This is a genomic window from Corynebacterium sp. UMB10119B, from assembly GCF_030228125.1.
In the GTDB taxonomy this organism is placed as follows: domain Bacteria; phylum Actinomycetota; class Actinomycetes; order Mycobacteriales; family Mycobacteriaceae; genus Corynebacterium; species Corynebacterium pseudogenitalium.
Genome location: NZ_JASPBG010000002.1, coordinates 64587 through 87377 on the forward strand (window position 1 = coordinate 64587; position 22791 = coordinate 87377).

Here is a 22791-nt window from a genome sequence, read left to right on the forward strand (position 1 = left end):
TCAGTTAACCTGCTAAAGCTTTCTTATTTTCTATGGAATTGAGGAGAATTTTTCATGTCTCAGGGAGACCTGACCCAGGATCCGCATGATCCTGATGCAGAAACTCGGAGTACTGAACAGATAAATTCCGATGAAACCGAAATTGCCGCACCGTCTGCGACGAGCGAGCTTGCCGAGCTCATCGTTGCAGAGCGGCGCGGGGAGCGTAAAGAATCGGTCGACGCAGAGGAGCAGGTTGAGCTTGCTGCGGAGGACGAGAACGCGAAGATTGACTGGAGCATCGTTGTTCCGCTTCTCGTCGTGGTGGCGGCCGTCGTCGCTTGGGGCCTGTTAGCAACAGATAGTTTCTCGAGCTTTGCTGATACGTCCTTCAGCTGGGTGATTAACAACCTTGGCTGGGCGTTCGTGCTCTTCGGCACGATTTTTGTGTTCTTTGTCTTGGTAATCGCGTTTTCGAACTTCGGTACGATCCGCCTGGGCAAGTCGGACGAACAACCGGAGTTTAGAACGTCGTCATGGATTGCGATGATGTTCGCGGCAGGCATGGGCATTGGTCTGATGTTCTACGGTGCGTCTGAGCCGCTGGCGATGTACCGCGATGGTGTCCCTGGCCACCAGCCACACGAAGTGGGCACTGCGCTCGCGCAGACAATGTTCCACTGGAGCCTGCACCCATGGGCGATTTACGCGATCTTGGGCCTTGCGATCGCGTACTCGACGTTCCGCCTCGGCCGCAAGCAACTGCTCTCTAGCGCCTTCATCCCGCTGATTGGTGAAAAGGGCGTGAACGGTTTCTGGGGCAAGCTCATTGATGGTTTTGCAATTTTTGCAACGATTTTCGGTACCGCATGTTCGCTGGGCTTGGGCGCGATGCAGATTAGCTCGGGCCTGAACGCTTCCGGCTTTGTGGATTCGCCGTCGACGAAGCTGACGGTCGGCATCGTGTCCGTCCTGACTCTTGCATTCCTGCTGTCCGCGATGTCGGGCGTCGGCAAGGGAATCCAGTGGCTGTCGAACTTCAATATGGCGATTGCTGCGTTGCTGGCTATTTTCGTGTTCGTCTTCGGCCCAACCGTCAGCACCCTGAACTTCTTGCCGACGGGCGTCGGCGCATACCTGTCCCAGTTTTTTGAGATGGCTGGCCGTACCGCTGAGAACCAGAACGGTGAAGCAGGAGACTTCCTGTCCGGTTGGACCATCTTCTACTGGGCATGGTGGATCTCCTGGTCACCATTCGTTGGCACCTTCCTGGCACGAATTTCCCGTGGCCGCACGATTCGCGAGTTCTGCCTTGGCGTCATGCTGATTCCAGCAGGCCTGTCCACCGTCTGGTTCGCCATCTTTGGCGGCACTGCGATCAAGTTCGAGCAGGACGGTCGTTCCATTTACGGCGAGGGTACCTCGGAAGAGCAGCTCTTCAACCTGCTGCACCAGCTGCCTGGTGGCTTCTACATTGGTATTTTCGCGGTGATCCTGCTGGGTACGTTCTTCATCACCTCGGCTGACTCGGCTTCGACCGTGATGGCGTCTATGTCGCAGAACGGTAAATCGGATGCGAACCCATGGATCGCAGCTGTCTGGGGCCTTGGCACCGCGTTCGTTGGCCTGACGCTGCTGATCGCTGGCGGCTCTGACGCACTGGGCGCGCTGCAGTCTGTGACGATTGTTGCGGCAACCCCGTTCTTGCTCATCCTGATCTTGCTGATGTTCGCGATTGTGAAGGACGTGTCCAACGACACTATTTACCTGGACAAGAAGGAACAGGATCGCTTCAACCGCCAGTTGGCTATTGAACGCCGTATGCACCGCGACCAGCTCGAGCTTGATAGGAAGAAGGAGCAGGTCAAGCGCATGTTGCGTCCGCGTAACTAAGCTCTGACATCCTGCGGTGAATACCGCTCATGGCCCCGATATGACCCGAAACATGGGTTGTGTCGGGGCCATAACTTATGCTTAAGGGCATGACTTCTGCGAAGACTCAAAAAAATATCCTTGTGTGCGTTGCGTGGCCATATGCGAACGGCCCCCGCCACATCGGCCACGTAGCTGGTTTCGGGGTACCTTCTGACGTGTTTGCGCGCTATCAGCGTATGGCTGGCAACAACGTCCTGATGGTCTCCGGCACCGACGAACACGGGACCCCGCTGTTGGTGCAGGCGGACAAGGAAGGCGTGAGCGTCAAGGAGCTCGCAGACCGCTACAACGAACAGATCGTGCACGACTTGGCCGGTTTGGGTCTGTCCTACGACCTGTTTACTCGCACGTCGACTCGTAACCACTATGCCGTGGTGCAGCAGCTGTTTAAGGGACTGTACGCCAACGGTTACATGATCAAGGAGACGACGCAGGGCGCGATCTCTCCTTCGAATGGCCGTACGCTGCCGGACCGCTACATTGAGGGCACCTGCCCAATCTGCGGCGCGACTGACGCTCGTGGTGACCAGTGCGATACCTGCGGTAACCAGCTCGACCCAGCAGACCTGATCAACCCTGTCTCCAAGATCAACGGCGAGACGCCGAAGTTTGTTGAGACCGAGCACTTCATGCTGGATCTCCCGGCGCTGCACGACGCGTTGAAGACGTGGCTGAGCACCCGTGAGAAGTGGCGCCCGAACGTGCTGAAGTTCTCGTTGAACCTCTTGGAGGACATGCGTCCGCGCGCAATGACGCGTGACATCGACTGGGGCATCCCTATCCCGGTCGAGGACTGGCAGGACAACCCGTCGAAGAAGCTCTATGTTTGGTTTGACGCGGTGGTCGGCTACTTGTCTGCCTCGATTGAGTGGGCGGAGCGAAGCGGCAACCCGGATGCGTGGAAGACGTTCTGGCAGGACCCAGAAACGGCGAGCTACTACTTCATGGGCAAGGACAACATCACGTTCCACTCACAGATCTGGCCAGCGGAGCTGCTCGGCTACGCGGGCAAGGGCTCGCATGGTGGGCAAGAACACGAGCTGGGCACCCTGAATCTTCCGACTGAGGTTGTGTCCTCGGAGTTCCTGACCATGTCCGGTTCGAAGTTCTCGTCTTCGAAGGGCGTAGTCATCTATGTCAAGGACTTCCTGAAAGAGTTCGGTGCGGACCCGTTGCGCTACTTCATTGCGGTGGCCGGACCGGAGAACAACGACACGGACTTCACCTGGGACGAGTTCGTGCGTCGCGTGAACAACGAGCTGGCGAATGGCTGGGGCAACCTGGTCAACCGCACTGTGTCGATGGCGCACAAGAACTTCGGCGAGGTTCCAGAACCAGGAGAGCTCGCCGAAGTGGACGAGAAAATCCTTGAATTGGCGGAATCCACGTTTGTTTCCGCAGGCAAGGACTTGGCCGAGGCTCACTTTAAGAGCGCGATCACCAAGATCATGCACGTGGTCGGGGAGACCAACGCGTACATCGCGGACCAGGAGCCGTGGAAGCTCGCGAAGGATCCGGAACAGCGCACTCGTCTGGCGACGGTCCTGTGGACCGCACTGCAGGTGGTCAGCGACTGCAATGCGATGCTGACCCCGTTCCTGCCGCACACGGCGCAGAAGGTACACGAGACCCTCGGCCGGACTGGTGTGTGGGCGGCAGAGCCGTCCATCGTTGAGGTTCGCGATGACGCTGACTACGATCTCGTCGGCGTCGGCCTGCCGGAGCGCGGCCAGACCTACCTCACCATCACCGGCGACTACTCCGAGCAGCAGGCGACATGGAAGCGCGTGCCAATGGAGCCCGGCGTGGCACTGTCGAAGCCGAAGCCACTGGTGGCGAAGCTCGATCCGGAGCTCGGGGAGACCGGCCCGGAGTGGGCGCCTGTGCAGTAACGCTGCGGCAGCGCTAGAGTGCTTCGAGTGTTTGCTCTTGTACTTTTCGTCGCTGTCATTAGTGCCTCACTGAATTTGCGTGCGGGCATTGCCTCCGTCGGGTCTGTACTTGACCAGGTCATCGCATACTATGACGCCCCGGCATGGGTCGGTGGCGTCATCACGGCGATCCCCGGCACGCTCTTCTTCCTGGTCGGTATCTGTGCGGTACCGATTGCGCGGCGGTTTGGCCTCACCCCCGTCATTCTGGGCGCTGCGGGGTTGCTGACCGCGGGCTTGGGCTTGCGCCCCTTCGCACCCGATATCGCGATGTTCTTACTCGCGACGGTGGGCGCGGCCGGCGCCATCGCACTTATGAACGTGTTGCTGCCTGCGTGGATCAAGCAGCACGGTGGGCGCTACATCGTCGCCCTGACTACGGTGTACTCCGTAACCCTGGGCTTATCGTCGGCGGCTGGCCCGCTCAGCGCGTTGGTGACACCCTCGTGGCAGTCGGCACTCGGCCTGTGGGCGGTGACGGCTGTCGTGCAGCTGGCGGTTTGGGTATTTGTGCTCTTCAAATTCGGGAGGGACATCCCCGGGAGCAAGGCTTCGACCCCGCAGGACGGCGCGGTTGCTACGCCAGAAGCGCCGGTGTGGAAGTCGCTCACTGCGGTGGCCTTGATGCTCTTCTTCGGGTTGCAGTCAACCAGCGCGTATATCCAGATGGGGTGGTTGCCCGCCATTTTCATTGACGCCGGGGTTGCCCCTTCCACCGCAGCCACGGGACTGGGGCTGCTTGGCGCGGTAGGCATGGTTGGTGGGCTTGTGCTGCCGACGGTCATCTCTCGCGCGCGGACGCTGACGCCGCTGGTGGTGCTGTTTGCGCTCTCGACGGCCACTGGGTATCTCGGTTTGTACTTCGCACCGGCAGCATCACCGCTGGGCTGGAGCTTCCTCCTGGGCTTCGGCGGGTGCTGCTTCCCGCTAGCAATCGCACTGATCCCGGCGCGCACACGCGACCCGCTAGTCACTGCACGGCTGTCGGGTTTTGTGCAGCCGGTCGGGTACGTGCTCGCGGCAACGGGGCCGCTGCTCATTGGCGTGGCCTATGGGCGGATCGGGGAGTTCCAGCCGATCCTGATCGCGTTAGTCATCATGGCGTTGGTCATGGGGGCTGTTGGCATCGTGGCGGCGCGTCACGTCGTTATTGACGACGAGCTTAGTGTTGCAAGCCGCTGAGGAACTGCTCCAGGAACGTGGTGAGTTTGCCGGTTGCGTCGTCGTCGAAGCGGGCGTCGACAACCATGATGGGGGCGGTGTATTTGGGGGAGTTGGTGTCGGCATCGCGGACGACGACGAGGTCCGTGCCGTAGTCATCTTTCAGGAGTTTCCAGGTAAATCCGTAGTCGCGGACGAATGCGTCGCCGAGGGCGGTGCCGACGATACGGGCTGTGTCGCCGCGCGGGTAGCTGCGTTGTGCGTCGCGGGGAAGTGCAAGGAAATCCTCGAGTAACCCTTCGAACCGCTCGATGATTACTCGTGCAGGGCCATTGAGCCCCTGCGCCGCTGCCTCGGCGAGTGCGTTGTCGATGCTGGTTTGGGTCTGTGCGTCAATCGCGTGGAATGTCATAGGCTCTATCGTATGAGCAAAAAGAAACCTCGCCCGACACCAGTACCAGCAGCCCCTATACCAGGGCTTATCGACGCCCACACCCACCTGGCCTCTACCGGAGCCACCACGCAGGCGGATATCGATGCGATTATGGAGCGTGCGTTGAGCGCCGGTGTGGAGCGGGTATGCACCGTGGGCGATGGGCTCGCGGAAGCAGAGCAGGCGCTTGCTGCCGCGCACATGCATGAGGGCGTGTTCGCAGCGTGCGCGATCCATCCGACGCGAGCCGCCGAGCTCGACGACGCGACGCGGGAACGGCTCACGCAGATGGCCTCGGACGCTCGGTGTGTTGCGGTGGGGGAGACAGGCATCGATACGTATTGGATCCGCCACGACGCCGAGAACACCGCTGACCTTGCCACGCAAGAAGAGGCGTTTCGTTGGCACATTCAGCTCGCCGTGGACTCCGGCAAGGCATTGATGATCCATAACCGTGAGGGGGATGCGGACATGATGCGGATTCTCGCGGATACGCCGAAACCGGAGCATGTGATTTTGCACTGCTTCTCCTCGCCCCTTGACGTGGCGCGGGAGGCGATTGAGCGTGGCTATGTGCTCTCCTTTGCCGGCAACGTTACGTTTAAGCGCAATGAGGAGCTGCGGGAGGCGGCGGCTCTGGCGCCGGTGGGCCAGCTGCTCATCGAAACCGATGCGCCGTATATGACCCCGGAGCCGTTTCGAGGTTCGCGCAATGAGCCATCGCTGATTGGGCATACGGCACACGTGGTTGCGCAAGCTCGGGGAGTGGACGTCGAGACGCTGGCGAGCGAGGTATCCGCTACCTTCGATCGCGTCTATGGTCTGGGATGATGCTGTGCACGTGTCCGGGAACACACTGGGCGCAAGTAAGCGTTGTCCCAGGTCGGCTGTGAGTGGTGTGAATCGCGTGGCGCGAGTGAACGTGTCCACCATGGTGTGCAAACATGTGCTGGTAAAACGGTAGAAGTTACCGTATTGTTATCGAAGTATTATTTCGTGACGAAGGGGAATGACGCTTTATGGGCTCGCGTATCCAGCACAACAACACCGCAACGAAGCGAATCGCCGTCGGGGCACTCGCAGGTGTTGTCATTGCAGCCGGTACCACCACGGCGCTCGCCGCGCAGAAGGACGTCACAGTGGACGTCAACGGTGAGGCGACCTCGCTGAAGACCTTCTCGGGTGACGTCGCGGGTGCGTTGCAGGCTGCGGGCGTTGAGGTCAAGGACAGTGACGTTGTGTACCCGGCGCCTGCTGAGAAGCTGTCGAACGGCGATACCGTGACCGTTCGTACTGCGAAGCCAGTCGCCGTCGTCGTCGACGGGGTGGCAAAGGAAATCACCTCGACAGCGCTGACTGTTGGGGAAGTCATGGACGAGGTGGGTGTGTCCCCGGCTTCCTCGTCGGACCTGGACAAGGACACCAAGCTTGTCGACGGCCTCAATGTCGACGTGACCACCCCGAAGATCATCGCGATCAATGACGGCGGGAACGTGACCTACGCGTCGGTTGCGAAGAAAACCGTAGGCGAGCTCCTCGCGGACCGTGGCATCACCTTCGACTCCGATGATCGTTTGAACCACCCGCTTGATGCCGCGGTGTACCCGAACATGGAGATCGTGCTCGACCGCGTCAACGTGGTGAAGCGTGCTGAGGTCCTGCCAATCGAGGCACCGGTTGAGTACGTCGATGATGAAGAGCTGGAAACCGGCAACGAAGAGGTGCTGGAGGAAGGCAAGGACGGGGAGAAGGAAATTCTCCACGAGACCGTTCTGGTCAATGGCAAGGTTGAATCCGAGGGCATTGCAGGTGAGCGCGAGGTTCGTGCGCCGAAGGCGGCGAAGGTGCGACGCGGTACCAAGGAGTCGGCGAATGCTCCCGCAGTAGCAGCTGGTTCGGTATGGGACACGTTGGCGCAGTGTGAGTCTGGCGGCAACTGGTCCATCAACACGGGTAATGGCTACCACGGCGGCTTGCAATTTTCTGCGTCGACGTGGGCAGCGTACGGCGGCACCCAGTACGCGCCGACCGCTGACCAGGCGACCCGCGAGCAGCAGATCGCAATCGCCCAGAAAACGCAGGCATCCCAGGGGTGGGGTGCGTGGCCTGCATGTACCGCACGGATGGGGTTGCGCTAACCTCGTCAGGTATGAGCGAAACCCAACTGCTTGGCCCGGTAGAAATCCGTGAGCTTGCGGCTGCACTAGGTGTCACCCCAACGAAACGGCTGGGGCAGAACTTCGTGCACGACCCGAATACCGTGCGGCGTATCGTTGCCGCAGCGGAGCTTTCCCCAGACGACCGCGTGGTCGAGGTCGGTCCTGGTCTCGGGTCACTGACGCTTGGCCTGCTCGATGAGGCAGCGCACGTGACAGCGCTTGAGATCGATGACAGGCTGGCACAGCAGCTGGGTAAAACCGTGGAGCTTCGCGCACCTTCGGCCGCGAGCAAGCTGGATATCGTGCACATGGATGCACTGAAGACTACGCAGCGTGATGTTCCCGGGGAGCCAACGGCCCTCGTTGCGAACCTGCCGTACAACGTTTCTGTGCCGGTGTTGTTGCACCTGCTTGCGGAGTTCCCCTCCATTCGCCGCGTGCTCGTGATGGTGCAGAAGGAGGTGGCAGATCGTCTCGCAGCGAAGCCAGGCACGAAGATTTACGGCGTTCCTAGCGTAAAAGCAGCGTTCTATGGCGAGGTCTCGCAGGCAGGGACCATCGGCAAGCACGTCTTCTGGCCGGCTCCGAATATCGAGTCCGGGCTTGTTCGCATCGACGTCGATCCGGGGCGCGACCGCAGCGTGCGCGACAAGGTTTTCCCACTTATCGACGCCGCCTTCGCCCAACGCCGCAAGACGCTGCGTTCAACGCTCGCATCGGTGTACGGTTCCCCCGTGGAGGCCGAGGCAGCCCTGCGTGAGGTCGGCATCGATCCTGGACTGCGTGGCGAGAAGCTTGGAGTGGAGGACTTTGTCAGGCTAGGGGAGGCCCGATGAGCGGCAACACGCGGGAGTTTGTTGCATCAGCGCCCGGCAAAGTGAACCTACACCTCGGCGTCGGCAACGCGCGTGCCGACGGCTACCACGAGTTGGTAACGGTTTTCCAGGCCGTCGAGCGCCGCGAGCGAGTTCGCATCGTCGTCGAGGATGAGTCGGCATGCGTCGAATCTGGCTCCGTGGTCGTTGGGATGCAGACGCACTTCCACGTGGACGTACCAGACGAGGATATCGATACGCCTCGAAACCTGACGTGGCGTGCGGTTGATGCCGTCGTCGACGCCGTCCGGGCCCGCAGTGGCGTGCAAGGATTGTCGTTGCCGAAGGCGAAGCTGGTCGTCGACAAGCATGTGTTTGTGGCAGGCGGGATGGCGGGCGGTTCCGCAGATGCCGCGGCTGGGCTCGTCGCGGCGAACGCCTACGTGGAGCGGTACTGCGGTGAGCGGCTCAGCGAAGAAGATCTCTACGACCTTGCAGCCGGGCTGGGAGCGGACGTGCCGTTCGCACTCCACGGCCACACAGCGCTTGGCACCGGGCGTGGCGACGCCCTCGTTGAGGTCCTCGGACGTGGCACGTACTGGTGGGTGTTTTGCAACCCGAAGATTGGGATTTCGACGGGCAAGGCCTTCGAAACGCTCGATGATCTGCGCCACGACAACCCGGCGCTCGTACCGCATTTGGACACGGCCGCGCTGTCGCAGGCACTCGTGACGGGCGACCCGCGCGAGCTAGCGAAGCACCTGCACAACGATTTGGAAGCTGCAGCGGTGGCGATGCGCCCACGCATCGCAGCCCTGATCACACGCATCGAATCCGAAACTGAACTTGTAGCCCGAGCGATCGTTTCCGGGTCCGGGCCGACGATCGCCGCACTGTGCTTCGACGAAGAAGCCGCGCGGACCCTCGAAACGGTGCTGCGTGACAGCGTCGAGGGCGTCGAGGTGTTCTGTACTTCCGGCCCGTCTGCGGGGGCGCAACTCGAGGCGTAGGCTACGATGGGTTTGCTATGGCGAACCTGATCAACCTCGAAAACGTATCCAAAACCTGGGGCTTAAAAACACTGCTCGACGGTGTCTCCCTCGGAATCCAGACCGGCGATCGCATCGGCATCGTGGGCGTCAACGGCGGCGGGAAAACAACGTTGCTTGAGGTGCTCACCGGCATCGAAGCCCCGGACAGCGGGCGCGTGTCGCACAACTCTGACCTACGCATGGCGGTGGTGACACAACGCTTCGAAATTCACGACGACGCCACCGTCGGCGACGTCGTCGTCAAACCCTTGGGTCTCGAGACGTACGAGTGGGCGTCGAATAGCAAGGTGCGAGAGGTTCTCCAAGGAACAGGCGTGGCTGCCCTCGGGCTGGACACCCCGGTCGGGGAGCTTTCTGGTGGTGAGCGGCGCCGCGTGAGCCTCGCCGCGGCCCTTGTGCAGGACTTAGATCTCGTCGTGCTTGACGAGCCGACGAACCACCTTGATGTCGAGGGTGTGCAGTGGCTGGCATCCCACCTCATGCAGCGCAAACTCGCAGTCGTGGTGGTTACGCACGACCGCTGGTTCCTCGATACCGTCGCTACGCTGACCTGGGAGGTCCACGACGGCACCGTCGACGTCTACGAGGGTGGCTACAATGACTGGACGTTCGCCCGCGCCGAGCGTGCCCGCCAGGCCGACGCCATCGAGCAGCGTCGTCAGAACTTGGCGCGCAAAGAGCTCGCGTGGCTGCGCCGAGGCGCCCCCGCACGCACGTCAAAACCGCGCTACCGCATCGAAGCAGCCGAAGCTCTCATCGCGAATGTCCCGCCACCACGCGACAAGGTCGAGCTGATGGCGTTTTCCAAGCAACGCCAGGGCAACGTCGTCATCGAGTTTGAGGACGCCCGTATCGACGCTCCTGACGGGCGCACGCTCGTCGACCACCTCACGTGGCGGCTCGCGCCGGGCGAGCGCATCGGCCTTGTTGGTGTCAACGGTTCCGGAAAGACGACGTTGCTGCGGACGCTTGCCGGTGACTACCCGCTTGCTGCCGGCAAGCGCATCGAAGGCCTGACCACACGGATTGGGTGGCTGCGACAGGAACTCGACGACCTCGACCCAACGAGGACGGTGCTCGACTCTGTGGAGGATGTCGCGCACTACATCACGTTGGGCAAGAAAGAGGTTTCGGCCTCACAGCTCGCGGAGCGCCTCGGGTTCAGCCCGAAGCGCCAGCGCACACCTGTTGGGGACCTCTCCGGCGGTGAGCGTCGTCGGCTCCAACTGACGCGTGTGCTGATGAGCGAGCCGAACGTTTTGCTCCTCGACGAGCCCACCAACGACCTCGACATCGATACATTGCAAGAGTTGGAAGACCTGCTTGATGGTTGGCCAGGGACGCTCGTGGTGATTTCGCACGACCGCTACCTCATCGAGCGTATTGCAGACACCACGTACGCGTTGTTCGGCGACGGAACACTCAGCAACCTGCCGGGCGGGATTTCGCAATACCTCGAGCAGCGAGCTGCCATGGACACCCAAACGGGTCCACTCGATTTGGGGGAGAAGACCGAGAACGCCGAAAAAGCTGCTCCCGTGGAGGAGCCACGGCTTTCATCGCAGGAAGAACGTAAGATCCGGAAGCGGATGAAAGCGCTTGAGCGCAAGATCGCGACGGCAGAAACTCGTGCCAAGGAGTTGGAAGCGCAGATTGCCGACATGTCGGGTGAAGACGCGCCGGATTTCGAAGCGATCGGCGCGAAGACGCAGGAATTGCAGCGCACCAACGATGGCCGCGATGAGCTAGAGATGGAGTGGCTTGAGCTTGGGGAGCAGCTCGAGCACTAAATTGGGTACCCGTTATTGATCTTCTCGATCAGGTCGTTCACAATACGACCCTGCTCGAGAAGTGCTTCCTGCAGGTAGTCGGACGCCTCGTGGCGCTTTTCTTCGCGCAGCAGCTCCACAATGTGCTCGTTGACGGAGATGAACTGGCGGTTAAACGACGGCTGCTGCTGAATAATCGGAAGCGTTGCCAAGCGCATGAACGCGTCAAGCTGGTCCATGGTGTCACCGAGGGTCTTCGAACCCATTGCGGAAAGTACCACGTGGTGGAATGCCTGGTTCACAGCAGTCAGCAGGTCGTCGTCGTCCTGTGCGATTGCCTCGCGGGCTTCAGTGTTGAGTTTTTCGAGACGGTCAACATCGAGCTCTTCGCCCCAAAGGAGAGCCGCAGGCTCGATTGCGGCGCGCGCACGGTAGGTGTCAGTGACGAAGTCCGGGGAAGGAGTGGCGAGGAATACGCCACGGTTCGGAATGCGCTCACAAAGACCTTCTGACGTAAGCATTGCAAATGCTTCGCGGAGGGTATTTCTGGATACCTCGAAACGCTCAGCGAGGGCAACCTCGTTGAGCTTCTGGCCTGGGGAGAACTCACCACGCGAAATCGCGCGGCGGACCTCAGAGGCAACGTTTTGAGCAAGCATGGCATCCGTAAGTGTAGAACTATTTATTTAAGCTAGTCAGCAATGGTAAATAGAACCATCGGCCGACAACTGTTACGAGTATAACGCATCTATTGTTGAACAATTAACTGAGCAGCTTCGTAGCCAAAAGCGTCGGCTGACAACAATGCGAGATATGCGTAGGGTGGTGGCATGATTTTGATCAACGTTCGTTACAAGCCACTGCCAGAATACGTCGAGACATTTCGTCAAGAGGTAGAGGAATTCACCAACGCAACCCGCGCAGAGCCGGGCTGCATCTTCTTTGACTGGTACCGCAGTGAAGAGGATAAGAACGAATACCTGCTCATCGAGGCATTCCACGACGATGCCGCGGAAGCGCACGTGAACTCCGATCATTTCCGCGCCGCCCAGGAGCTGTTCCCGAAGATTCTGAAGGAAACCCCGACCATCATCAATACCCTGATCGAGGGTAAGACCGAGTGGGATACCATGGCTGAATTCAAGGTGGACTAGCCGAATCGGCTTAATTTCTCCCCGCTTTATGGGTACGGTTAGTACCTATGAGTGAAGAGAAGAATTCCACCAAGCCCCCGAAACTTTCCAAGAAGGCGTACGAGAAAGAACTCGTACGCCTTCAAGCTGAGTTGGTGGCAATGCAGCAGTGGGTCGTCAAGACCGGAGCGCGTGTTGTCATCGTGATGGAGGGGCGCGACGCGGCAGGCAAAGGCTCCGCAATTAAGCGCATCACCCAGTACCTGAACCCGCGCACCTGCCGTATTGAGGCGCTGCCGAAGCCAACTGAGCGCGAGCAGACGCAGTGGTACTTCCAGCGCTACGTCGAAAAGCTCCCCGCCGCAGGCGAGATCGTCATCTTCGACAGGTCCTGGTACAACCGCGCCGGCGTTGAGCGCGTGATGGGGTTCTGCACCACGGAGGAATACCGTCGGTTCCTACACCAGACACCGATCTTTGAACGCCTCCTCGTTGAGGACGGCATCATGCTGCGTAAGTACTGGTTCTCTGTATCGGATGAAGAGCAGTACAAGCGATTCCAATCCCGCCGGGAAGACCCGCTGCGCCAGTGGAAGCTCTCGCCAATGGACCTCGAGTCCATTACAAAGTGGGAGGACTACTCCCGAGCCAAGGATGAGATGTTTATCCACACGGATATTCCTGCGGCGCCGTGGTACACGGTTGAGTCGGAGGATAAGAAGCGCTCGCGCATCAATGTGATTTCTCACCTCTTGTCGACGATCCCCTACGAGCACATTGACCCTGATCTGCCAGAGATCCCTGAACGCCCAGAGATTATTGACTACGAGCGACCTCCGCGCGACGAGTTCCGTTACGTGCCCGATGCTGCTGCAAAGCTGGAACTCTCCAAGGTGAGCAGCAAGAAAAAGAAGAAGGGCAAGAAGAACTCCTAGTTTGGTGTGTTGCCCAAATGGAGAAACCCAGCCATACCATGAGGTGGCTGGGTTTCTTGTTTTGCGGTCTGTATATCTCTGTATATCAAGGAATCGTTGGTAGCTGGATCCCGAGAATCGTCCCTGCGCCCTGGGCGAGTGCGGCGACGGTCATTACGACGCCAGCGATCGCCATGAGTGAAGTGATCACCGTGGTGATGTGTCCGCCGACGTTATCGACGGCGCTCATACGAGCTTCCCGAGCATCGCCTGGAAACCTGGCTGGCTCGCTGCAAATGCAAGGCCACCGAGGGCCGCGATTGCGGCAAGCACGATTCCGACGATCGCGCCGGTTCCAAGGCTTGATCCTTCCGGCGTGGGAGTGGGCGTCGTCTGTGCGGGAGCATCCTTGAATTTCAGTGCAAGGGCTACCTTGGAATCCGCGAAAGGCTCACCGGCCTTGTACTGCTTATCGAAGATCGCGGAGCCGTCCTCTGTCAGTTTGGTCGGGGTGAAGGTCGCAGCGAATTGGTTGTTCTTGTTAGCCTTCAGCGGCTGTTGGACGTCGAACTCGACGATGCGCTTATCGTCGCCGGTCAACGTGGTGGTCTCTGCACCGGGCATAGCGCCCTTGCGGACATAGTCTGCCTGGAGGAACCCTTTAGCCCCTTCGATGACGACCTTGAAATCAGACAGCTGGATATCCATCGCACCGTGGTGTGCGTTGATACTGATAGCGCCGTCGAGGTCTATGACCCCTTCGCCAGTTGCCGTGAGCTTGGACTCCTTTGCATTTACTGGCAAGGCGAAGTCAACCAGCTTGCTCGCGTCAAGTACCTTTTCTGCCCCATCGGACGCCGTGATGGTTGCTGCGGCAAACGGCTTCTGGATGTAGCTCAGGAATGATCCCTTGATGTTCCAGTTTGCGTGCCCGGACTCGAGCGTTGGGGCTTCCGCGAATGCGCTCGGCGCGACGAGGGCAGTAGAAGCAAGGAAGGCAGCGGTGAGGGTTGCCAGAGTGGTGGAGCGAGACATGTACGTCCTTTCATGAGTAATCGCAACCACACCGAATGGTGAGGTTAGGCTAACCTTAAATATTGGTTGGGGTTTGGTCAACGGCCGGGGGTAATGGGGCTAGGTCGCACCTGTCATAGGGGAGCAGTTTGCCTCATGAGGCGCGATGAAAACACGATTTCCGTCGTGCAGGACCGTAATAGGCCAGTCGTAGATCTCGCTCAGAATGTGGTCCTGGTACACCTCGGCCACCGGCCCCGCTGCCGCAACAGCCCCCTGCTTCAAGCACACCACGTGGTCGCAGTACCGCGCAGCAAGCTGAAGATCGTGGAGCACGACGATCACGGTCGCGCCATCACGTGCCAAGGTGCGGGCGACGCCCATCGTCTGCTCTTGGAAGCGCACGTCCATCGCGGCAGTTGGTTCGTCGAGAAACACCACAGGTGTTCGCTGTGCCAAGACTCTGGCAAAGGCCACACGGGCGCGCTCACCACCGGAAAGCGTGAACATCTCTCGTTCCTGGAGGTGCGTGATGCCCGTCGCGGCGAGCGCTTGGTTGACGATGGTGGCGTCGTCAGGCTGAGTGCCCCACGGATGGCGCCCCATCTCGACGACGTCGCGCACCAAGAACGAAAAGGCGACACTGACATCCTGAAGCATGACGGCACGCGTCCGAGCGAGTTGATGAGCGGTGCACCCAGATACATCCTGACCTACAAGCTGGACGCTTCCGCTCGAGAGGGATGTATCGCCGGAGAGCGCAGCGAGCAATGTTGACTTGCCAGCTCCGTTGGGGCCGATGAGACCGGTGACCTCTCCACTCTGCGCGGACATGCTGACATCGTGGAGTATTGCGCGCCCTTGTTTATGGACTGTGACATGTGAAGCGGTAACTGTCATTGTGCATGGCCCTTTCGCATCATCTGCCGCAGCAGGAAGAAGAAGGTCGGCCCGCCAATCAGCGCTGTGAAAATACCGATTGGCAGGTCAGCGAATGGAATGATTGTGCGGGAGAGGATATCGCCAGCACCGATCAAAAGCGCGCCACCGAGTGCAGAAGCCGGGACAAGCACCGTATTGGACGGGCCGACCGCAGTGCGCACGATATGTGGGACGACGAGTCCTACGAACCCGATCAACCCAGCGAAGGAGACTGCTGCGGCTGTAAGCAATGTCGATAGTGCGATCGCCAACATGCGCAGGCGTGCGACGTTGATGCCTACATGGAATGCAGCTTGGTCGCCCAAAGCGAGGATGTCGAGCTTGCGCACAAAACACATGGCACATGCCAATGCGAAGGTGACAACGGCAGCTACCACCCCAGTTTGCGCCCAACTCGCCCCAGCGAGACTGCCCATCTGCCAGAAAACGATCTGTTCCCGCGCCGTGGTGGGGGCGATGAATGTGAGTGCTGAAATGCATGCGCCGCAGATAGCGTTCGCTGCGATGCCTACTAGCACCAGGTTCAGGACGCGGACTCTGCCACCTGAACGCGCTAGCTGGTACACCACCACGGTGACGAATATGCCCGTTGCGAACGCGAAGATCGGCACGGTCATCGTTCCGAATGTGGTGATGCCGAATACGGTGGCGATTGCTGCGCCTACACCTGCCCCGGTGCTGACGCCAACGACGCTTGGTTCTGCTAGGGGGTTGGCAAATACGGACTGCATGAGCGCCCCGCCTGTTCCCAGTGCCGCGCCGACGCAGAGTCCTAGAACGAGCCTCGGGATGCGGATTTGCCACAATACTGATGCTTCGAGTGTGGACGCTGACATTGGCCCTGCGGTAAGGATCGGCCAGAGCTCGCCGGGGGAGAACTCAAACTGGCCTACAACGAGAGAGGCAATGGCCGTGAGCACTAGCAGGGAAGCGGTGGCTGCGAAAAGCACAATTCTTCCAATGCGTCGTGCATGGATTGCTCCGTGGTGCTCGCTCATAGCTGCTCTCCGTAGAGAGCGTGCGCCGCGCGCAGCAGCAGTTCGCCAGTTTGAGGTCCGAACGCAAGTGAGTCACCGTCGGGAAGCGCCAGGACTCGCCGGTGCTGCCCCGCGGTGGTTTGTGCGACGCCGGGACGTTGGAGGAGGCCTTCAATATCGCCTGTGGACTGGAGCCCACCGTTCATCATGACGAACACTTCGGGGTTTACCTCGGCGAGCGCCTCAGGGCTTGCCGGCGAAGGCTGACCGATGCCGTGCTCGGAATTGACGTCCCTGCCACCTAGAGCAGTGATGAGTTCTTCAGTTCCTTCTTCACGCCCGAGTAGATAGAAGACGCCACCGGTGCCGCGAGCATACAAAAACGACATTCGCAGTGGTTCTTCAGGTGCCACCGCAGCGATTGCGTCGAGCGCTTGCTGGACTTCTTTCTCGCTGCGTTCGGCGAGGAGGCGGCCTGCCTCAGGCTCACCGACGAGGGTTGCCACATTAGTGATGTCCTCCGCGATCGAGGCCAGCGAACGCGTCGGCTCCAGCATCACAGTGGTGATACCGGCTGCCCGTAGCTGGTCGATCGCCTCAACTGGTCCTACTGAGCGGTCGACAAGCACCAAGGTGGGACGAAGATTCAGAATGGCCTCGACGTTGAGCGAATGCCCGTTTTCCGTGACTACGGGCAGATGCGCAAGCGACGGCTCCGAGGAACTTACGGTCCGCCCGACGATGTTGTCTGCCATGCCGACACCACGAAGCGTCTTGGTGAATGTGCCGTATAGGTCCAGTGCAAGGATGCGGGAGGTATCAGTAATGGTGACGTCGTAACCGTCCGCATCGGTCACTTCGACGGGCAGAGCTTGTTCCCGTGGCGTATCGATTGGCTCGACCTCGGAGATCTCAGAGACCATCGAAACCCCTTGCGCCTGGTGTGGGTCCCCGTTTGTCTGCAGCGACTCCGCGAGCTCGTTGGTGGTGTGTTGTGTTGGGTTGTCCCACTCCGCACACCCGCCGAGGCTCAGCGTTATCGCAGTCGCGGTAACCAAGGAAAGAGTGGTTTGCAGCATTTTCATAGTGTCATATCTCCCTATCCGATGACCGCGAATCTGATGAGCGCACCGCCTGCGCCAAGCAGCGAGGCAATGAGCACCAAGAGCGTCGCGACGGTCGCGTCATCCCAACCATCCGCCCCTGTACGCGAATTGGGCGCGGTGTTTTTAATCTGGAACTTTCCGCCTTCTGGCTGATCAGAGGACGAAACAGTTGCGTCCCCCAAATGCTCGTCGAGAACGCTTCCGCGGGAAGGCGTAGACGAGGATGTTGTAGACTTCCGAAGTTTCGCTCGAGCGTCGGCCCCCGCCGCATTGTTGGATGGAGAGGACGCCCCTCCGATGGAGCCCTGGCCTTCGGCGCAGTTAGCCGATCCGCCGAGTTGAGCGGTGAAGTGAATTGTGTCGAGCGGATCGCCAGGAGGGTAGAACTGCCCAAACGCTTCCGAACCTGTGCTCGTAAGCGTTGCTTCTGCTGTACCGGTTACCGCAGAGTCGCTCACATCGAGGTTCGTGAAAGTGAGGTCTGCGATGGCGATGCGCCCGTAGTCGCGGGGGTCGCCTTCCATGGTGTTCGACGTCGCGTTGAGGATCAGCTGGCCGGTATTGCCGGAGAACTGGATTTCCATGTTGGAAAAACGAGTGTCCAATACGCCCCCGTGCCCGGTAAAACGGATCGAACCGGGGTAGAGGATGGACCCCGACCGCGTCGCAGAATCAACTGCTCCCGAATTGCCGTTGAAAGTAAAGGTGTTACCGCTGTCTCCAACGCCTTGGAGCTCCCACTTTCCTTTCGCGATATTGCCACGGATGTATGTACGGAACGACTGCCGGATTCCCCACTGTGCCTCAGCAGAGGTGACTCCGTGTGAGGTGCCAGCATCACAGACGGTATTTGAAGATGCATTACCGCCTGACGGTGCTGTGGCTGAGGCATCGCGATTGCTGTGGGCCGATGCGTTGCTCGATGGGGAAGTCGGCGCTGATGCTTGGTTGCGCGCCGGGGCCGTGTTGGCAGCCGAAGCAGTCGTCCCCGGCGCCGTCGAAGAGCGGTTGGGACGGGCTGACTGTTGCGACGATGTAGCGCGCTCGTGTAACGACGTTGCGCTTCGCAAGACCTTGTCGGCGTTGGTAAACAGCCCGTTGACCTCGATGAGCGTGTCGTTTACCTGTCCGAGCCAGAAAGCCGGTCCGCTTGTCGCCTTTGAACGTGTGGCGCCACTGTGCCCCTGAGCAGCTGCGTTGCTATTGTCTCCTGATGGGGACCCGAGTGTGAAGTCCGGGACTGGTCCGGCACCCGAAGCCTCCGTGAGTGAGAGATCGATACTGATCGGGTCGAGGGGCTCGCCTGCTTCGTAGAATCCGGCGAAGATAGTTTCCCCAGAAGCGGTAAGTGAGGTGTGGCCGCTTATTGTCACTTGGCTTGCGGTGAAGTCCGGTGCGGCGTCAAGGGTGATGGTGGCCAGTACTTCTTTTTGTCCTTCTTCGACAGGGCCCACAGCTCCTGCGCCGACATACTTCCGTGTGCTGTAGTCCACCCGGAGTTCTGCGTTAGTGCCGTTGACCACCAAGATCGGGTTGCTGAGCGTCAGCTCGAGAGAGCCATCGTGGCCACTGAAGTGGACTGAGCCGGTGAAGTTGAATTGTCCGGAGGATGGGCCAGTAATCGCGGAGGATTCGGCTGGGAATTGGAATGCCGTCCCTGAGCGAGTTGCCCCTTCATCTGTGGAGATGGACCCCTTGGCGACGCCAGTTTCGATGTACTTACGGAACGATTCCCGCACACCCCAATCCATTGTTCCCGTGGATACAGTGCGGTGTGACGCGGTTTGTTCTTGTGCCGGAGCAGAAGGAGGGGTAATGAGGAGCGGGCTGAACGCTGTTGCTGCAAAGCCAAGCATGCTGGCAGAAGCGGCCAACGCGCATACATAGCGGATAGACATAGTTCTTGAGGAATACTCTTCGTCGTCGGAATAAATGAGGGTAAGCTTACCTAATGAAAATTAGGTAAGCGTAGCCTTATGGAAGGGTGTTGTTGTGGTAGTGGATCAGGAGCCTGTAACCGAGCTCATACCAGTCGTCTCAGAGGTGCCTCGAGGGCGGTTCGCGCCGTGGGAGCGTGCACTGGCAGCTGTGATTGCTGGGATTGTGGTCTTTGGCGTGAGCGCCGGAAATGTGTGGGTAAGCTCCTTGGCCTGCTTGGGGTTAATTGTGCTAGTTCTTGCGCTAGCAGCGCTGCCGTCGCGACGTAGTTATCAGGCAGCACCACGCGGAGATCGTCGCTCCGGCCTTCTCGTTGGGGTGGTATGGGCTGGGGTGATTGCAGTCTCACTGATGGTGTTGTTTGCGGTGCCTGAGAGCTACACCCTTACCGGGGGCGTGCTTGCCGCCTTTGTGGCGGCAAGTGCCGTGTGGGGTGTGCTTGTGTATCTCGACAGCAGTGACGCCAAGTGTCGAGGGCTAGTCGAGTCGTGATGTGAGCTCCTGGAACACCGCTTCATTCAGCGTGAAGACGTGCTTTGCTGTCTCGATGAGTTGGGCGCGTTCGTCGTCGCTCAGTTGCATGGCGTCCAGGGATGCTTTGTATTGCGCACGATATGGCGGGATTTTCCCAATCGCGGAAAAGTCGTAGAAGTTGAGGGCGTTATCGCCGAGGTTGTATTCGCTGCGAAATACCCGGGCAAGCGCCTGACCACCAGCGATGTCGCCGAGGTAGCGAACGTAGTGGTGTGCTATCACCTCGGGGCCGTTGTTGGGGGTGAGTGCGTTGAGTTCGGCAACGTAGCGTGACGTTGCCTCGAGTGGGTGATGGTGATTTTGCCAATCCGCGCCGAGTAGCGCTGTGAGGTCGGCGGAGATTGCGTCTACCCGCTCAAGTCTCGGGTCGGCGATCTGGGCTACGGCATGGTGAGTGGCTGTGCGGCGCACCGCGGCTTCGAGTGCGGAATAGATGTGGAAGTACTGCACGGTGAGCTCGGCGACGGCTGTTGCGCTGAGCTGACCTCCGCTGAGGTTAGACATGAAGCGGGAGGTCTCGGCACTTGCGTGTGCGGCTGTGGTCTGCTCCTTCAGGGCGACGGACAGTGGCATCTGTGCAGGGGCGATGAGGGTCATCGGTGACTCCGATCGTGTGTAGGTGGGGAGCGAGCGCTCCAAGCTGACGCACCAATAGTAAGGCAAGGCTTACCTAAAGAAAATCGCCCAAAAGTTTAGGATTTATGCCTTGTATTTATTGCTCGTTTTATAACCGCGTGGCGTGGAAACAGTTTTGTCTCCGGGGATCCAGAATCGCCAGGGGGCATCAGCATTCTTCGAGATGCCAATACGGGGGCCACAAACCCACTCCGGGGGAGCGGTAGGTGCGGTCAAAGAGACGGATTTATGGTTGTCGGTGAGTTCAAACCCCAACGCTTCGCCCAGGTTTCCGGGACCACGCGCCAGGTTGTCTTCTTCGATGGGAAGGCGGTCGGGTTTTTGGCGGCGTCGATAGGCGATGTCGTGGCCTTCGATGACCCTGCCTCCACGCAGTAGGCATCCCTGGCCGATGCCCTCCGGTGCGCACACAATGTTGACGTTGTGGTGAATGCCGTACGAAAGATACACGTAGAAACGTCCGGGAGGGCCAAACATCGCAGCGTTTCGTGCCGTTTTGCCGCGATAGGTGTGCGCGGCGGCGTCTTCCTCGCCGAGGTATGCCTCGACCTCGGTCAATACGATGCTGACCCCGCCATGAGTGAGTGTGCACCCGAGTAGTTTGGGCGCGACGATGTTTGCGGGGCGGGAAAAGTCAATCATGGCCCCACCCTAACGAGAGTTCCCCAATGGTGGTTGAACGAAAGGGGGAAACATCACATGAAGTGTGGCTGGAGTTTGTTTTGTTATTTTTTTGCGTACGGTGAACACAGGAACGCTTTTCTACACGCCACTTGGTCTAAGGAGCATCATGGCAGGCAAGCGCAACTGGGCAGCAACAGCGTCGATCGCGGCAGCGTTGGGGGTAGGAACTGTTGCAGCTGTGGATCTGACTCAGAAGAAACACTCCATTCGAAGAATTTACCCAGTCTTGGGGCGTGCGCGGTGGGCACTCGAGAAGATTCGACCGGAGCTTCAGCAGTACTTTATTGAGCGTGACTGGGACGGCCGCCCATTCGACCGCCGCACTCGTAGTCTCATCTACTCGCGCGCGAAAGGGCAGACTTCGACCACTGCGTTCGGTACGCAAGAAAACGTCTACGAGCAGGGACACCGCTCCCTGGTGCATTCGATGCGCCCCGTAGATATGCCTGCGGAGCCGCCGCGCGTGCTGATTGGAGGCCCGCAGTGCTCCCAGCCGTACAGTGCAGCATTGCTGAACATCTCCGCTATGAGCTTCGGCTCGTTGTCTGGGCGCGCCGTCGAAGCGATGAACAAGGGAGCCAAGTTGGGCGGGTTCTACCAGGACACCGGTGAAGGCGGTCTGTCCCCGCACCACGAAAAGTACGGCGGTGACCTGGTGTGGGAAATCGGCACCGGGTACTTCGGCGCACGCACTCCGATGGGGGGATTTGATGCAGATACCTTCGCAGAGAAGGCAAAGCGGCCACAGGTGAAGATGACGCTGCTCAAGCTCTCACAGGGAGCGAAGCCTGGTTTGGGCGGTGAGCTGCCAGCCGCGAAGGCGACGAAGGAAGTTGCTGAAATTCGCGGGATCGAGGAGGGGAAGGCGTTCACGTCCCCAGGTGCGCACTCTGAATTTGATACCCCAATCGGCCTCCTGCACTTCATCGACCAGATGCGTACCCTCTCCGGGGGGAAGCCGGTTGGATTCAAACTGTGCATAGGCTCTCGTCGGGAATTCCTCTCGGTGTGCAAGGCCATGCTCGAGACTGGCATTCTGCCTGACTTCATCGTGGTCGACGGTTCCGAGGGCGGTACTGGCTCGGCGCCGAAGGAGTTTGAGGACCACGTGGGCCTGCCACTCACAGAGGGCCTGACGTTCGTGAATAATGCGCTGGTGGGCTGCGGCCTTCGCGACAAGATCAAGATCGGTGCTGCCGGCAAGATCGCCGCCGGCAACGACTTGGTGCGTCGCATGGTGCAGGGCGCGGACTTCCTGCTGAGCGCCCGCGCGATGATGATGGCCGTCGGCTGCGTGCAGGCAATGGAGTGCCACCTCGGTACGTGCCCGGCTGGTGTCGCGACGCAAGACCCGTGGCGTGAGCGTGGCCTGGATGTCGAGGACAAATCAATGCGCGTGATGCGGTACCAGAAGGCCACCGTTTCGTCAGCGCTGCGCCTCATGGCCGCGATGGGAGTGCAAGATCCGAAGGACCTGCGTCCCGAGATGATTCGCTGCAACGACGACTACGGGAAACCCCAGACGTACCGCGAGCGCTACGAGTGGCTTCGCGGCGGTCAGCTTGTCGACGGCGACGTCCCGGAGAACTGGCGCGAGGACTGGGAATCTGCGAACGCGGAGTCGTTTCTAGCGAAAGGGAAGTAGCGCTTCGCTTCGGCGTGGAAAATTTGCCACAATA

General features: G+C 59.9%; 21 protein-coding genes. 11 read left to right on the forward strand and 10 right to left on the reverse strand.

The annotated features are described in order from the left end of the window. Positions 1-54 precede the first annotated feature (54 nt). The 3 genes from QP802_RS02615 (at position 55) to QP802_RS02625 (ending at position 5027) form a co-directional block, all read left to right on the forward strand. Entirely contained in the window at positions 55-1872 is a 1818-nt protein-coding gene (locus tag QP802_RS02615) for a BCCT family transporter (RefSeq protein ID WP_084028600.1), read from the forward strand. A gap of 89 nt (positions 1873-1961) precedes the next feature. Next, complete coding sequence (gene metG / locus QP802_RS02620; protein ID WP_070363552.1) at positions 1962-3806, forward strand: methionine--tRNA ligase; 1845 nt, start codon at positions 1962-1964, stop codon at positions 3804-3806. 27 nt (positions 3807-3833) lie between these two features. Beyond that, on the forward strand, positions 3834-5027 hold the full coding sequence (locus QP802_RS02625; protein ID WP_141742267.1) for an MFS transporter: 1194 nt from the start codon (positions 3834-3836) through the stop codon (positions 5025-5027). On the opposite strand, the gene QP802_RS02630 is transcribed toward QP802_RS02625, so the two are convergent. After that, positions 5008-5418, reverse strand: a complete 411-nt coding sequence (locus QP802_RS02630) for a DUF3806 domain-containing protein (RefSeq protein WP_070362810.1) — start codon at positions 5416-5418, stop codon at positions 5008-5010. The two genes, QP802_RS02625 and QP802_RS02630, sit on opposite strands and share 20 nt — an antisense overlap. Before the next feature lie 12 nt (positions 5419-5430). On the opposite strand from QP802_RS02630, the gene QP802_RS02635 reads away from it, so the two are divergent. The 5 genes from QP802_RS02635 (at position 5431) to QP802_RS02655 (ending at position 11255) form a co-directional block, all read left to right on the forward strand. Further along, positions 5431-6270 (forward strand): TatD family hydrolase, encoded by an 840-nt coding sequence (locus QP802_RS02635; protein WP_070362809.1) that lies wholly within the window; start codon positions 5431-5433, stop codon positions 6268-6270. 188 nt (positions 6271-6458) lie between these two features. After that, positions 6459-7577 carry a resuscitation-promoting factor gene (locus QP802_RS02640; protein ID WP_070362808.1) on the forward strand — a complete coding sequence of 373 codons (1119 nt, stop codon included), beginning with the start codon at positions 6459-6461 and terminating at the stop codon, positions 7575-7577. An 11-nt stretch (positions 7578-7588) separates the two neighbouring features. After that, a complete protein-coding gene (gene rsmA / locus QP802_RS02645; RefSeq protein ID WP_070363551.1) occupies positions 7589-8434 on the forward strand; it encodes a 16S rRNA (adenine(1518)-N(6)/adenine(1519)-N(6))-dimethyltransferase RsmA in 846 nt (281 codons plus the stop codon). Continuing rightward, positions 8431-9423: a 4-(cytidine 5'-diphospho)-2-C-methyl-D-erythritol kinase gene (locus QP802_RS02650; protein ID WP_070362807.1), complete on the forward strand. Its 993-nt coding sequence runs from the start codon at positions 8431-8433 to the stop codon at positions 9421-9423. The genes rsmA and QP802_RS02650 overlap by 4 nt, the downstream gene beginning before the upstream one ends. Before the next feature lie 17 nt (positions 9424-9440). Further along, complete coding sequence (locus QP802_RS02655) at positions 9441-11255, forward strand: ABC-F family ATP-binding cassette domain-containing protein (protein WP_070976142.1); 1815 nt, start codon at positions 9441-9443, stop codon at positions 11253-11255. Here QP802_RS02655 and QP802_RS02660 read toward each other — a convergent pair. Next, positions 11252-11893: a GntR family transcriptional regulator gene (locus QP802_RS02660; RefSeq protein ID WP_070479279.1), complete on the reverse strand. Its 642-nt coding sequence runs from the start codon at positions 11891-11893 to the stop codon at positions 11252-11254. The genes QP802_RS02655 and QP802_RS02660 overlap by 4 nt on opposite strands. A gap of 171 nt (positions 11894-12064) precedes the next feature. Here QP802_RS02660 and QP802_RS02665 point away from each other — a divergent pair, with 171 nt between their 5' ends. After that, positions 12065-12388: a putative quinol monooxygenase gene (locus QP802_RS02665; protein WP_070362804.1), complete on the forward strand. Its 324-nt coding sequence runs from the start codon at positions 12065-12067 to the stop codon at positions 12386-12388. Positions 12389-12435: 47 nt separating this feature from the next. Further along, positions 12436-13302: a polyphosphate kinase 2 gene (gene ppk2 / locus QP802_RS02670; protein ID WP_070362803.1), complete on the forward strand. Its 867-nt coding sequence runs from the start codon at positions 12436-12438 to the stop codon at positions 13300-13302. An 85-nt stretch (positions 13303-13387) separates the two neighbouring features. On the opposite strand, the gene QP802_RS02675 is transcribed toward ppk2, so the two are convergent. The 8 genes from QP802_RS02675 to QP802_RS02710 all read right to left on the reverse strand — a co-directional run bounded on the left by QP802_RS02675 (position 13388) and on the right by QP802_RS02710 (position 21070). Beyond that, the gene (locus QP802_RS02675) at positions 13388-13531 is read right to left on the reverse strand and encodes a hypothetical protein (RefSeq protein WP_168156192.1); all 144 of its coding nucleotides are present in this window, start codon (positions 13529-13531) and stop codon (positions 13388-13390) included. Beyond that, positions 13528-14316 carry an HtaA domain-containing protein gene (locus QP802_RS02680; RefSeq protein ID WP_070362802.1) on the reverse strand — a complete coding sequence of 263 codons (789 nt, stop codon included), beginning with the start codon at positions 14314-14316 and terminating at the stop codon, positions 13528-13530. Before QP802_RS02680 ends, QP802_RS02675 begins: the two co-directional genes overlap by 4 nt. Before the next feature lie 99 nt (positions 14317-14415). Beyond that, on the reverse strand, positions 14416-15195 hold the full coding sequence (locus QP802_RS02685) for a heme ABC transporter ATP-binding protein (protein ID WP_284817542.1): 780 nt from the start codon (positions 15193-15195) through the stop codon (positions 14416-14418). Then, a complete protein-coding gene (locus QP802_RS02690; RefSeq protein WP_070479285.1) occupies positions 15192-16235 on the reverse strand; it encodes a FecCD family ABC transporter permease in 1044 nt (347 codons plus the stop codon). Before QP802_RS02690 ends, QP802_RS02685 begins: the two co-directional genes overlap by 4 nt. Continuing rightward, positions 16232-17299 (reverse strand): heme/hemin ABC transporter substrate-binding protein, encoded by a 1068-nt coding sequence (locus QP802_RS02695; protein ID WP_070362799.1) that lies wholly within the window; start codon positions 17297-17299, stop codon positions 16232-16234. Before QP802_RS02695 ends, QP802_RS02690 begins: the two co-directional genes overlap by 4 nt. 14 nt (positions 17300-17313) lie before the next feature. After that, positions 17314-19218, reverse strand: coding sequence for an HtaA domain-containing protein (locus QP802_RS02700; protein WP_350338461.1), 1905 nt, complete (start codon positions 19216-19218; stop codon positions 17314-17316). A gap of 517 nt (positions 19219-19735) precedes the next feature. Then, entirely contained in the window at positions 19736-20389 is a 654-nt protein-coding gene (locus tag QP802_RS02705) for a biliverdin-producing heme oxygenase (protein ID WP_070976152.1), read from the reverse strand. Between the two features lie 102 nt (positions 20390-20491). Continuing rightward, a complete protein-coding gene (locus tag QP802_RS02710) occupies positions 20492-21070 on the reverse strand; it encodes a DNA-3-methyladenine glycosylase (protein ID WP_070479291.1) in 579 nt (192 codons plus the stop codon). Positions 21071-21218: 148 nt separating this feature from the next. Here QP802_RS02710 and QP802_RS02715 point away from each other — a divergent pair, with 148 nt between their 5' ends. Then, on the forward strand, positions 21219-22757 hold the full coding sequence (locus QP802_RS02715) for an FMN-binding glutamate synthase family protein (protein WP_284817543.1): 1539 nt from the start codon (positions 21219-21221) through the stop codon (positions 22755-22757). Positions 22758-22791 lie beyond the last annotated feature (34 nt).